This is a genomic window from Novosphingobium sp. JCM 18896, from assembly GCF_025938095.1.
Taxonomy (GTDB): domain Bacteria; phylum Pseudomonadota; class Alphaproteobacteria; order Sphingomonadales; family Sphingomonadaceae; genus Novosphingobium.
Genome location: NZ_JAPCZF010000001.1, coordinates 341,006 through 354,021, shown reverse-complemented (window position 1 = coordinate 354,021; position 13,016 = coordinate 341,006). Strand labels below are relative to the sequence as shown.

Genomic DNA, 13,016 nt, shown 5'->3' with positions numbered 1-13,016 from the left:
AGCCGGCTCGTGCCGGTGCGACCATTCAGGACAACAGATGACGGCCGTATCCAGCTACTCCCCGACCGGTGACGCCTATATCGATGGCGTGCTCTCTGGCGTAAAATGGGGCGTCAACGCCCTGACGTGCAGCTTCCCGACCGACGCATCGCAGTATGGCTCGACCTACAGCACCGGCGAGCAGAACAGCAATTTCGAGGCCTTCACCGCAGTCCAGCAGGCCGCGGTCCGGGCCGCTTTGCAGAACTATGCCGGCATCGCCCAGCTGTCCTTCACCGAAGTCACGGAAACCGCCAACCAGCACGGCGAGCTGCGTTACGCGGAATCGGATTCACCGAGCACGGCCTGGGCCTACTACCCGAGCACTTCGGCAGTAGGTGGCGATGCCTGGTTCAACAACTCCAAGAACCTCTATGACAATCCCGGCAAGGGCAACTACGCGTTCTTCACGATACTGCACGAGACCGGTCACGACATGGGTTTCAAGCACTCGCAGGACGCCAAGGGCTCCTTCGCGGCAATCCCGGCCGATCGGGACTCGATCGAATACACCGTGATGAGCTACCACTCCTACGTGGGCGGTCCGGTCGGTGGCTATACGCTTTCGTCGTCGAGCTATCCGCAGACCCTGATGATGTACGACATCGCGGCGCTGCAGGTGCTCTATGGCGCCAACTACAACACCAATGGCGGCGATACGGTCTACAAGTGGGACCCGACGACCGGTCAAATGTCGCTCAATGGCGTCGGCCAGGGCGCACCGGCCGGCAACAAGATCTTCATGACGATCTGGGACGGCGGCGGCAACGATACTTACGACTTCTCCGCCTACACCACCAACATCGCCGTCAATCTCGCGCCCGGCGAGTGGTCGATCACCTCGACAACCCAGCTCGCCAGCCTCGGCAGCGGCCACTATGCGGCCGGAAACGTGGCCAATGCGCTGCTTCACAAGGGCAATGAGGCATCCCTGATCGAGATGGCCGTCGGCGGATCGGGGAGCGACATGCTCACGGGCAACTTTGCCGACAACCGGCTCACCGGCAACGGCGGCAACGATACGCTCGACGGCGGACTGGGCATCGACACGGCCGTGTTCTCGGGCCTGAGCAGCAGCTACACTTGGAACCAGAACGGCGACGGCAGCTGGACGGTCGCCGATAACCGCAGCGGGCAGCCCGACGGGATCGATACGCTCAAGAACATCGAGTTCCTGCAGTTCGCCGATGTTCGGCTGGCACTGAGCGGCAACGCACCGACGGCAAACACCGCGCCAGCCATCACCTCGGCGCCGCAGTCGGCGACGCTAACCGAATTTGCTGATGGATCAGCCGCGGAGGTAACCAATGCGCTTCACACTGCTGCCGGTTCGCTGAGCTTCTCCGATGCCGATCTGGCCGACCGCCACACGGCAAGCTCGGCCGCCCGCGCGACCGGCTATCTGGGCAATTTCTCGCTCGATGTCACCGATATCGACGGCACGAACAAGATCGCCTGGTCTTTTTCGGTCAGCGATAGCGCCATCGATTCTCTCGCCGCCGGTCAGACACTGACCCAGCTATACGACGTGGTGATCAGCGATGGCCGCGGTGGAGACGTCAGCCAGGTCGTGACCGTTACGATCGTCGGCGCGGACGACCCGGTTGTCGCGGTAACGCCGGTCAATCCGGTTGCCGTGAACGACTCTTATGCCATCGGCAAGAACGCGAAGCTGGCCGTTTCTGCGATCAACGGCGTGCTCGCCAACGACATTGACGGGTCCACGAAGCCGGCCTCGGTGCTGCTCGTGGACAAGCCCTCGCACGGCACACTCAAGCTGAATGCCGACGGCTCGTTCAACTATACACCGTCGAAAAACTACATCGGCTCCGACAGCTTCACCTACAAGATGAACGACGGCTCGACGAACTCGAACGTCGCCACAGTGACCATCGGCATCGCTACCCCGGGCAAAGGCAGTGGCTCGCCGAGCGCGGACATCGATCAGATTGGCGCCCCCCTGCCCGGCCTCGACTGGCGCCTGCCGATGGATTTCGACCTGGGCAGCATTTTGCATGGAAGCTCGGCCATCGCCTAAACAAGATGGCGCGCAGTCGGCACGCGCCGCCGCTGCACGAGGCCTGATCCTCAGACGCTCCGCATGCATGGATCCTTGTAGAACGGCGACAGCTGCGTTAGGCGGCCGCATTCGCAAGGACCCGGTGGAATTCCGGGTGGCTATTCCGGCCGCTTATCCGCCGGACAACGCATGTCGCACTCTTGCCCGTCCGCGCCAGTTCGCGGCGTCCTGCGACTTCCGCTGGTATTTCCATGACTTCCCAAGCTTTCGCTCGGTATTGCGCCGAATGGTTCGACGGTGCCGGCAACGCCCGTCGCGACATCCTGGCCGGAATGGTGGGGACCTTCGCGCTGATCCCCGAGGTTATCGCCTTCTCGTTCGTCGCGGGCATCGATCCGGAGGTCGGGCTGTTCGCATCCTTCGTGATCGGCATCGTCATCGCCTTTGCCGGCGGCCGGCCGGCAATGATCTCGGGCGCAGCGGGATCGGTCGCACTGGTCGCGGCTGCCCTCGTCCATAGCCACGGCCTCCAGTATTTGCTGGCGGCCACGCTGCTGGCGGGACTATTTCAGATCGCCTTCGGCCTGATGAAGCTGAACGTGCTGATGCGCTTCGTGTCGCGATCGGTCCGGACCGGCTTCGTGAACGCGCTCGCGATCCTGATATTCTCGGCGCAAGTGCCGCAGATGCTGAACGTGAGCTGGCATACCTATGCCATGATAGCGGCCGGCCTAGGCATCATCTATCTGACCCCCAAGGTTACGAAGGCGATCCCTTCGCCGCTGATCTGTGTCATCGTGCTGACCGCGATCAGCATGGCCTTCCCCATGCCGATCCACACGGTCGCCGATCTGGGCCGGTTGCCGGCTACCCTACCGGCCTTTGCACTCCCTGCGGTTCCATACGCCTGGCAGACACTGACTGTCGTGGCGCCTTACGCGCTGGCCATGGCCGCAGTCGGCCTGCTGGAATCGATGATGACCGCCAGTGTCGTCGATGACCTCACTGACACAAACAGTTCGAAAGCGCAGGAATGCACGGGATTGGGCCTGGCCAATCTGGCCGCCGGCCTGTTCGGCGGCATCGCGGGGTGTGGGATGATCGGGCAGACGGTGGGCAACGTGCGATATGGCGGGCGCGGCAGGCTTTCGACCCTGGTCGCCGGGGTCTTCCTGCTGCTCGTCATGGTGCCGCTACGGCCATGGATCGCGCAGGTCCCGGTGGCCGCGCTGGTTGCGATCATGATCATGGTGTCGATCAGCACGTTCTCCTGGGCCTCCCTTCGCGATCTGGCCCGGCATCCGAAGGTCTCGGGCGGCGTCATGCTGGCGACGGTCGCCGTGACGGTCGCGACTCACGATCTCTCGATGGGCGTGGGCGTGGGCGTGCTGCTCAGCGGGGTATTCTTCGCATTCAAAGTTACGCGCTTGATGCAAGTCCGTTCCGAATACTGCGACGCCACGGACACACGGACCTATGTCGTCTCGGGCCAGATATTCTTCGCAAGCGCCGAGATTTTCGTCGATCAGTTCGACCTGCGCGATACGGCCCGGACCGTGCGGATCGATCTTTCCGCCGGACACCTGTGGGACGTCACGGCGGTCGGCGCGCTGGAGGACCTCGTCACCAGGATGCGTCGTCATGGCACTGCGGTGGAGGTCATCGGGATGAACGAGGCGAGCGCGATCCTGGTCGATCGCCATGCTCCGCTGCTGGGCAATCCCGCCTGAGCCTTCACCGAATGGAAGTGGCGTATTGAGACATACGTTTGCCCCCCGATAGGGCAGGCTAGAACCCGTGCGTCTCAGCCCTGCGGTTCGAGCAGGTCGAGGAAGCCGGCCAGCACCGCCTGCATGTCGGCATGCCCCGACGACAGGCCCAATTCCTCCTCGCGGTTCAGCGACAGGCCGACGCTGGTCGCGATGATCGCCAGCGCGGTCGCGGGCAGCTTCGCGGCCGTGCCCGATGCCTCGAGCGCGCGCGTGATCGCCGCCACCTGGATCGCGCGCGATTCGTCGATGAACTTGATCACCTCGGCCTTGAGGTCGGGAATGCGGTTGGCCAGCGCCATGTACTCGGAGATCAGCCGCGCATCGTGCGAATAGGCGGCGAGTTCCCAAAGCCGCCGCAGCGGCATCGGCGCGGCGCTGACCTCGCGCTGCTGGCGCAGGTCGCGCTCGGACGAACGACGGAACATCGCGACGATCAGATCGTCCATCGTGTGGAAGTAGTAATAGACCAGCCGCTGCTTGACGCCGATCTGCTCGGCGATGCGTCGCGAGGTGAGCTTGGCATGACCTTCTTCACGCAGGATATGCTCGGCACCGTCGAGCATGGCATGCCAGTTTTCCGATCCCACCGGCCCCATGCGGCGATTGGGTCCAAGCTTCTCCGCGGTCATTCGCCCCTGTTCCTCATCGTTCCTGCCTAGAGTTCCGGCGCGTAACCGTAAAGGCCGAGCGCCACGCGCTTGACAGCATCGGCGGTTTGCTAACAGTTTGACGAACGATACGCGGGAGAGAGCCATGGACGCAACGACGACAGCTGATTTCACGACGATCGCCTCGGGCCTCTATCTCGAGGGCCTGGCCGTGGATCACGAGCGCGACACGATCTGGTACAGCGACGTGATCGCCGGCGGCATCCATGGCGTGAAGCCCGACGGCACCAAGCTTGGCGTGCTCAATCCCGAACGCATGTGGACCGGCGGCGTGCTGATGAACGCGGACGGGATCGTGCTCTCGACCGGCGAAGGCGGCATCCTGTGGAACGACCGGCAGAGCGGCCGCTCGGGCTGGCTGATCGACCGGATCGATGGCCAGCCGATCAACGGTGTCAACGAACTCGTGCCCGACGGCACCGGCGGCATCTTCTTCGGCACCAACGACATCGAGATGATCATCAAGGGCGAGACACCGCGGCCCACCGCGCTCTATCGCCTCACCGCAGCCCGCGAACTGATCCTGCTGGTCGATGGCCTGGGCTTCACCAACGGCTTGGCCTATGATCCGATCCATCGGCGGTTCTACTGCAACGACACCTTCAACGGCACCTTGGTGTTCGACGTCACCGACGATCTCGCGATGACCAACCAGCGGCTGTTCCTCAAGAAGGAGGACGCCGACGGCATGGCGCTCGACGCCGCGGGCAACCTGTGGATCACCGGCTTCCGCTCGAACTACCTGACCCGCATGGCACCCGACGGCACCGAGATCGGCCGCGTCGAGACGCCGGCGGGCTCGATCACCCAACTCCGCTTCGGCGGCGCCGACGGACGCGATCTCTATTTCAACTCGGTACCCGCGGACGGCGGCGACACGCTTAAGGAGGGCGGCGCGATCACTGCCACCAACTCGTTCCTCTATCGCGGCCGCTCGGACGTGCCCGGCATGCCGATCGCCGCGGCCGGCTTCGCGCTGGCCTGATCTCGAATACCCATAGGACAACGACGATGCGTGACGGAAATCTCGAAAGTGAACTGGCCGAACTGCGCAAGACCGTGCGCCAGCTCAAGGACCGGCAGGACATCCTCGACGTGATCGTGCGCGAATCGCGCGGGCGCGATCGCCACGACACCGAACTGACCGCAAGCTGCTATTGGCCCGAAGGCGCCGACGAACACGGCGCCGTACCGCTGCCCGCGACCGAATACCCGGAGCTCGCGAACAAGGGCCACGCCCATGCCTTCGCGATGAACCAGCACAACCTCGCCAACCACATCTGCGAGATCGAAGGCGATACCGCCTACTGCGAGACCTACGTGGTCGGCACGATGCTCTCGCACGACGGCCTGACCTGCACCGTCGCGGCGGGCCGCTACATGGACCAGCTCGAACGGCGCGGTGACGAATGGCGCATCCTGTGGCGTCGCTCGACGGTCGAGACCGCAATGCAGGGCGACGCCTCGTGGCTGCAGTCACCGCCGGTGAAGGGTTTCCTCAAGGGCACGCGCGACCGTGAGGACCTGTCCTATCACAGGCCCTACGTGGTCGGTGGCGCGGGCGCGCGCTGGTGAGTTAGAATTCGGCCCAGTCGTCGTCGGCGAAGGCGTCGGACTGCAGCGCGAGATTGCCGACCACGGCGGGCATCGCCATCGCCGGAGCGCGACGCGGTGCAGCCGCGGCCGGACGGATCGGCACGGGTGCCGAGCCCCCGGTTTGGAAGCGACCGACCATGCCGGTCAGCTCGTTGGCCTCGTCGGCGAGGTTGCGCGCGGCGGCGGTCGATTCCTCGACCATCGCGGCGTTCTGCTGGGTCATGCGATCCATCTCGCCGACCGACGAGTTGATATGCTGGAGATTGGCCGACTGGCTCTCGGCCGATTGCGCGATCTCGGCGGCGAGCACGGTGATCCCGCCGATCCGCTCGAGGATCGTGTCGAGCAGGGTCCCGGTCTCGCCGACCAGCGCGACGCCATCGTTGACCTGCTTGCTGCTGGCCTCGATCAGGCCCTTGATGTCCTTGGCGGCATCGGCCGAGCGCTGGGCAAGCAGACGCACTTCGTTGGCGACCACGGCGAAGCCCTTGCCGGCATCGCCGGCACGGGCGGCCTCGACGCCCGCGTTGAGCGCGAGCAGGTTGGTCTGGAACGAGATGCCGTCGATCACGCCGATGATCTGGTTGATCTCGCTCGCCGACTTCTCGATCGCGGCCATGGCCGAAACCGCGCGGCGGACGACCTGGCCGCCCTCCTCGGCTTCGTGATGGACGTCGGCGATCGAGCGCTGGACTTCGCCTGCCTTGTCGGCCGTGTCGCGCACGCCGCCGGTGACCCGGCTCATCGCGGCCGCCGTCTCCTCGATCGAGGCGGCCTGCTGCTCGTTGCGCGTGGCGAGATCGTCGGATGCCGAGCGGATTTCGGAAGCACCGGTCAGCACGCTCGCGGCGGTGTTGCGCACCGACCCGACGGTGTCCTTGAGCGAAGCAACGGCCTCGTTGAAATTGCAGCGCAGCGCGTCGTAGGCACCGGGGAATTCCTCGGTGATCTCGGTATCGAGCTGGTTCTGGGCGAGGCGCTGGAGCCCTCCGCTCAGCGCGCCGACAATGCGATCCTGCGTCTCGCGGCTCGCCTGGACCTCGACCGCGTTGTCGCGGAAGGTCGACATGGCCGTGGTCATGCGACCCACGCAGTCGCGGTAGTCGATATAGGCGATCGGACTGTCGGTATCGCCCGCGGCCAGGGCCTCCATGCGCACGACGGTGTTGACGTAAGGCGTGCAAATCCGCTGGCTCGCCACGAGCACGGTCAGAACCGTCGCGACGAAACAGGCGGCCGCAGCCCCCAGCACGATCGGGCCGGCGCCGGCCAGCAGCGCAGCAGCGAGGACGCCGCCGGTAAGGCTCGCATGAATGATCAGCAGAACCTTGAACTTCAGGCGGATCGGCGCGGTGCGCTCAAACCACTTCAGCATTGTCGGTCTCCAGTCGTAGGAATGCGTGGCCATCGAGAAACGACGACCGCCGTGGGTTTGCTGGTATCGGGGAAGACTTTTCTTTTTTTTGCGAAGCGAAACAGGCGGATCGGCCCGCCGTCGGGCACACCCCACCTCTTCCGCGCTTTGCAAATTGCAAAGTGCTCGCGACGGGCGTTCGCTACAGGATCGATGGTTAAAAAATCGCTACGTACGATTGCTTAGCCTCCCATGAAAAATGAGACGGCTCAGTCCGGTTCACCGAACAGCCTTTCGGAACTGCGAAAAACCCAGCATTCTTGGTGAACGCTAGGTCTTCTGTAATTTTGTGTAGAAATGACCGTAACGGTCGCACATCGCGCCGATGCCGCCGCTCAGCCGGAGGTCCCCGCGCACTTCGGCAAGGCCAACAGCGCCAGCGCCGCGATCAGCGAGCCAGCGGCCATGATCGCCGCTACCGGCGCCAGGCCGAGTCCGGCCTGGAACAACAGCCCACCCGCGATCGGCCCCAGCGCAGCGCCGCCACGACCGACTCCGATGACGAAGCCAGTGCCACCGCCGCGGATTTCAGTGGGGTACGAGGACGCGACCAGAGCATAGATTCCGACCACGGCGGCGTTCGTGCAGAACCCACCGACGGCAGCCGCCCACGACAGTCCTTGCAGGTCCGCCTGGCCGAGCCCGAAGACCGCGACCGTCACCGTCGAGGCCAGCATGAAGGCCACGAGCAGGCCCTTTAGCGAGAAGCGCAGGCTGAGAGCGCTGAACAGCAGCCCGCCGATCAGACCGCCGACATTGGCCCAGACCAGCACGCCGCCCGCTGACGCGGAGGAGAAGCCCATGTCGACGACGATCTTGGGCACCCATTTGAGGATGAAGTAGAAGGTCATGATGTGAAGGAAATAGGCCGCGGTCAGCAGGACCGTGACCGGCGCCATGCCGCGCGCAAACAGATCGGACAGGCGCGCCTTGTGGCGCTCGGCATCCTCGGGCGGCAGGCCGGAAACCGTCGCGTGGCCCAGCGCGCGCAGGCTGCGGTTGAGCCGTGCGAGCGTGTCACCGCGACGGTTCTGCAGCACAGCGCTGACCGGCTCGGGCAAGAGCAGCGACACCAGCGGCAGGAACAGCGCCGTCATCCCCGCGCCGAACAGGAAAACGTCGCGCCAGTCGCCGGTCTCGAGCAGGCCGCTGGTAATCGAACCGCCGGCGATCACGCCCATCGGATAGCCCGCCGCCATGATCGCGACGGCGGCGTGGCGCCACTTGTCGTTGGCAAATTCCGCAACGAGCGCATTGGTGGCGGCAAGCATGCCGCCAATGCCGAGTCCGGTGAACAGGCGCGTCGCCGCGAGCGCGCCGATAGAGGCGACCTGGGTGGTGCCGAACATGCCCAATGCCATGATCGCCAGGCAGCCGATCGCCGTCGGTCGGCGCCCGGCGCTGTCGGCGACCTGGCCGAGCAGGATCGAGCCCGCGGCCATGCCGATCAGTTCCATCGACAGCACGACGCCGAGCGCGGCGCGATCGATGCCCCATTCCTTGGCGATGCCCGGCGAAGCGAAGCTGATCGACAGCACGTCGAAGCCGTCGATCGCGTTGAGCAGGACGCAGAGCCCGATCGCCAACATCTGCCGCACCGTCATAGGCGCCTGCGCCAAGGCGCGACGCGGATCTCCGCTCGCCGAAACTGCCACTCCTACCTCCCTGGCGCTGCCTTATACTGGCAGACCGCTAAACTGGTAGACTGGCATGTCGCGGCAATGTTCGCCCGTGCAGCCGCCCGGGACGACCGTCGGCCTCAGAGGAAGATGTCGTCGAAATCGTCGTCGTCGCCCGCCGGCGCCGCGGCTGCGGTTTCGGCCTGGATCGGCAGATCGGGCATGGGGCTGCGCGCCAGGTGGATGTCGCGTTCGCGCGCCATCGTGTACGACTTGAAGATCGTCGCGAGGATCTGATCCTTCGCCTGCGCCGAAGCCGCATCCTCGATCGGCGCCGACCAGTCGTCCTCGCCGACGATCAGCAGCATGCGCTGCAGCGCCTGGTTGAGATCGCCGCGGCCGTCGAGGTCGAGCGTCGCCGAACTGATCAGGTCGATCGCCGCACTCGAATCCTCGAGCGCGCCGTCGAGCGACGAGTTCACCGCCTCGCAGCCCTGCCCGATCGCGCGCAGCGACTGTTCGAGCATGCGGCGGATGTCGACCTGGTCGGCCAGGTCGCTCTCGTTGCGCAGCGACTCGTTGAGCGTGCCGAGATCGGCCAGGTCCTTGCTGATCGTCTGGATCGTATCGTTGAGCTGGCCCGAATAGCGGCGGACCTCGGTGGCGATCACGCCGATCGCCGGGCCGCTCTTGCGCGCGTGCTGGCAGCGCAGGCGCACGTTGATCGCGACCTGCTCGACCTCGTCGCGCAGTTCGGCGACGACGCGGATGCGCTCGTTGAGCCCGTCGAGCGCGATCAGGATGTTGCGGACGATGCCCGAAACCTCGCCGTTGGTCTCGCGCAGCTGCAGGGTCAGCTGCTCGACGATGTTGATGCCTTCGTTGAGGCTCTGGAGGATCGTCGATCCGACCGAACCCTGATCGCCGTTGCCGCTGATCGACAGCAGGCTGCGCGCGTCCTGGGCGATGCCCTGCATCGAGCGACCGAGCTCGGCGATCTCCTTCTGCAGGCTGTCCATCGTGTCGGCGAGCTGCTCGGCGAGCAGGCCGACGATCGTCACGGTCATCTGCCGTGCGCTGGCCTCGTCGCTTTCTCCGTGCGCGAGATGGTCTTCGAGCAGGGCCAGGCCGCTGGCGATGTGCTCGATGCGCTGACGCGCATTGTCGCCGACCTGCAGCGCGACGAGCACCTGGGCGACGCGCGACTGCACGCCGCGCGCGATATCGGCGACCGAGGTCACGGTCTTGGCGATCATGTCCTGGTAGTCGACCAGGGTCTGGGCGTCACGCAGCAGGCGGTTGGGCGCGGCGGGCAGGACCTTAGCGGTCTCGGCGCTGAGCTGACCCTCGACGTCCTCGACCCGCCAGACGTCCTGCTTGAGCCGGTTGACCAGGTTCACCAGCGGCGTGAGCTCGTCCTCGCCGGCAGAAAGCTGCGCGCCGATGCTGTCGACCCACTTGTCGAAGGTCGGCTCCTCGACCGCGACGATGCGGATGTTGACCGAGAGGATGCGCAGCGCCGAGAGGATCTTGTGGATACCGCCGAGGCCGTCCTCGAGATGCGTCACGGTCTGGCGGATGCCGACGAAGATGTCGTTGCGGCAGGCGCTGCGCTGCGGCAGCTCGGAGATCAGCCGCGCGGCATCGGTCAGTTCGGCCACGGCCGCGCCGGCGTCGTCGGCGCCGAGTACGCCCGTCATGCCGTCGAGCCGCTGCATCAGCGCGTCGATCGTCTCGAGCATCGTGCCGAGCGTCGTGCCCGCCTCGACGAAGCGTGCGTCGATCCGCGAGGCGACGTTGCTCAGCTCGAGCCGAATGACGCCGAGCGCCGCACCGACGTCCGCCGTTCCTGCCGTGGCGCTGTCGTCGGCGATGATCTTGCTCTCAAACACGCAGTCTCTCCAATTTCCCTTAGGCCGCCGCAGCCTGCAGCACTTCGCGCGCGATCGATCCGAGCGGGACGATATGATCCGCCGCGCCGCGGGCGATCGCTTCCTTCGGCATGCCGAAAACGATCGAGGTTGCCTCGTCCTGCGCGAAGGTGCGCGCGCGCGCTTCCTTCATTTCCAGGAGGCCACGGGCGCCGTCGTCGCCCATGCCCGTCATGATCACGCCGATCGCGTTCGAGCCCGCCGAGCGCGCGGCCGAGCGGAACAGCACATCGACCGAAGGCCGGTGGCGCGAGACCAGCGGGCCGTCCTTGATCGACACGTGATAGCGCGCGCCCTGGCGCTCGAGCATCATGTGGCGCCCACCCGGCGCAATCAGGACGTGGCCGCGCAGCACCGGATCGCCGTCCTCCGCTTCCTTGACGTCGACCTCGCAAAGCCCGTTGAGCCGCTTGGCGAAGGCCTTGGTGAAAGCCTCGGGCATGTGCTGGACGACGACGATGCCCGGCGCGTTCGCAGGCAGAGCAGTCAGCACCTCGCGCAGCGCCTCGGTGCCGCCGGTCGACGCGCCGATGCAGACGACCTTCTCGGTCGTGCGGCTCATCGCCCGGCTGGTCGGCGGCGGCAGCACGGCGTCGGCAGTCAGCTTCTTCTCGGGCACGACCTTGGTCACCGGCCGTGCCGAGCGGCCGCGGATGCGCGCCCGTGCCGCCGCCTTGACCACGTCGCAGATCTCCATGTGGTGTTCGACCAGGTGGTCGGCGACGCCGATCTGCGGCTTGAGGATCACGTCGACCGCGCCCGCTTCCATCGCCTGGAGCAGCGTCTCCGAACCTTCCTCGGTCAGCGACGAACACATGACCACGGGCACCGGGCACTGGCTCATCAGCTTGCGCAGAAAGGTGATGCCGTCCATCCGCGGCATCTCGACGTCGAGCGTGATGACGTCGGGCACTTCCTGCTGGATGATCTTCGCCGCGGCGAAAGGATCGGCCGCCGAAGCGATCACATGAAGCTCGGGATCCTGCTCGAGGATCGCGGTCATCGTCTGGCGGACGCTGGCGGAATCGTCGATCACCAGGACACGGGTACGGTTGCCCGAACGGTCGCGCGATAGAACCGGCATCAATCCCTCCGAAACACGGTGTTGGCCACCTGGGTCAGCGGCACGTCGAAACCGAGGATCGATTCGGCGTGACCGAGGAACAGGTGCCCACCCGGCTTGATATGATCGCAGAGCCGGCGGACGACCGCCTCCTGCGTCACCTTGTTGAAATAGATCAGCACGTTGCGACAGAAGATCATGTCGTGATCGCGCTCTGCCGCGAAGCGCGAGTCCATCAGGTTCATGCGGCCGAAGGCGATCGCCGAACGCAGCTTGGGGGCGATGCGGATCTCGCGCCGCTTCGCATCCTTGGCGACCATCACGTATTTGCGCCGCAGTCGGTCGGGCACGGGCTCGACCATTTCGGTCTCGTAGATGCCGCGCCGGGCGGTCTCGAGCACCTTGGTATCGATGTCGGTCGCGGTGATCGCGAAGCTCGGCGCGCCGCGGCCCGCCAGGGCATCGTCGAGCAGCATGGCGATCGTATAGGGCTCGGCCCCGGTCGAGCAGGCCGCGCTCCAGATCTTGATCTTGCGCGGACCGTGATCGACCAGGTCGGGCAGGATCGTGCCCATCATGTAGTCGAAGTGCTTGGGCTCGCGGAAGAAGTCGGTCTTGTTGGTGGTGATCGCATTGATCAGGTGCTCTTCCTCACCGTCGCCGAGCTCGCCCGAGAACACCTTGTCGCAGTATTCGTCGAGGTCGTCGGCGCCGACGATCGGCAGCCTGCGGCGCAGACGGCTTTCGACCATCGTCCGCTTGTTCTCGGAAATGATGATCCCCACGCGCTCGTAGATGTGCGCGGCGATCCGCGAGAAATTGCGCGCCGAGAGATGATCTTCGACCGTGATCGGCGCGCGCAGCGCCTGAGACCTGGACATGCTTTCCTCGTTT

The 13,016-nt window shown here is 65.4% G+C and carries 10 protein-coding genes and 1 other annotated feature; of the genes, 4 read left to right on the top strand and 6 right to left on the bottom strand.

Annotated elements, in window-relative coordinates; all coding sequences use genetic code 11:
- Positions 1-37: 37 nt before the first annotated feature.
- The gene (locus tag OLX23_RS01630; protein WP_264442495.1) at positions 38-2,077 is read left to right on the top strand and encodes an Ig-like domain-containing protein; all 2,040 of its coding nucleotides are present in this window, start codon (positions 38-40) and stop codon (positions 2,075-2,077) included.
- Between the two features lie 114 nt (positions 2,078-2,191).
- Positions 2,192-2,247, top strand: a sequence feature (sul1 is cis-regulatory element that is thought to sense ions involved in sulfur or methionine metabolism; They are found in Alphaproteobacteria).
- A 63-nt stretch (positions 2,248-2,310) separates the two neighbouring features.
- Complete coding sequence (locus OLX23_RS01625; RefSeq protein ID WP_264443702.1) at positions 2,311-3,789, top strand: SulP family inorganic anion transporter; 1,479 nt, start codon at positions 2,311-2,313, stop codon at positions 3,787-3,789.
- Positions 3,790-3,863: 74 nt separating this feature from the next.
- On the opposite strand, the gene OLX23_RS01620 is transcribed toward OLX23_RS01625, so the two are convergent.
- Positions 3,864-4,460 (bottom strand): TetR/AcrR family transcriptional regulator, encoded by a 597-nt coding sequence (locus tag OLX23_RS01620; protein ID WP_264442493.1) that lies wholly within the window; start codon positions 4,458-4,460, stop codon positions 3,864-3,866.
- Positions 4,461-4,584: 124 nt separating this feature from the next.
- On the opposite strand from OLX23_RS01620, the gene OLX23_RS01615 reads away from it, so the two are divergent.
- Together OLX23_RS01615 and OLX23_RS01610 are read left to right on the top strand one after the other, a co-directional pair.
- Positions 4,585-5,484 (top strand): SMP-30/gluconolactonase/LRE family protein, encoded by a 900-nt coding sequence (locus OLX23_RS01615; protein WP_264442490.1) that lies wholly within the window; start codon positions 4,585-4,587, stop codon positions 5,482-5,484.
- 26 nt (positions 5,485-5,510) lie between these two features.
- Positions 5,511-6,074: a nuclear transport factor 2 family protein gene (locus OLX23_RS01610; protein ID WP_264442489.1), complete on the top strand. Its 564-nt coding sequence runs from the start codon at positions 5,511-5,513 to the stop codon at positions 6,072-6,074.
- 1 nt (position 6,075) lies between these two features.
- Here OLX23_RS01610 and OLX23_RS01605 read toward each other — a convergent pair whose 3' ends face one another.
- The 5 genes from OLX23_RS01605 to OLX23_RS01585 form a co-directional block, all read right to left on the bottom strand.
- On the bottom strand, positions 6,076-7,470 hold the full coding sequence (locus tag OLX23_RS01605) for a methyl-accepting chemotaxis protein (protein WP_264442488.1): 1,395 nt from the start codon (positions 7,468-7,470) through the stop codon (positions 6,076-6,078).
- A gap of 374 nt (positions 7,471-7,844) precedes the next feature.
- A complete protein-coding gene (locus OLX23_RS01600; RefSeq protein WP_264443701.1) occupies positions 7,845-9,113 on the bottom strand; it encodes an MFS transporter in 1,269 nt (422 codons plus the stop codon).
- Positions 9,114-9,268: 155 nt separating this feature from the next.
- Entirely contained in the window at positions 9,269-11,020 is a 1,752-nt protein-coding gene (locus OLX23_RS01595) for a hypothetical protein (RefSeq protein WP_264442486.1), read from the bottom strand.
- Positions 11,021-11,039: 19 nt separating this feature from the next.
- Entirely contained in the window at positions 11,040-12,143 is a 1,104-nt protein-coding gene (locus tag OLX23_RS01590) for a protein-glutamate methylesterase/protein-glutamine glutaminase (RefSeq protein ID WP_264442485.1), read from the bottom strand.
- Positions 12,143-13,003: a CheR family methyltransferase gene (locus OLX23_RS01585; RefSeq protein ID WP_264442483.1), complete on the bottom strand. Its 861-nt coding sequence runs from the start codon at positions 13,001-13,003 to the stop codon at positions 12,143-12,145. Before OLX23_RS01585 ends, OLX23_RS01590 begins: the two co-directional genes overlap by 1 nt.
- Between the last annotated feature and the right edge of the window lie 13 nt (positions 13,004-13,016).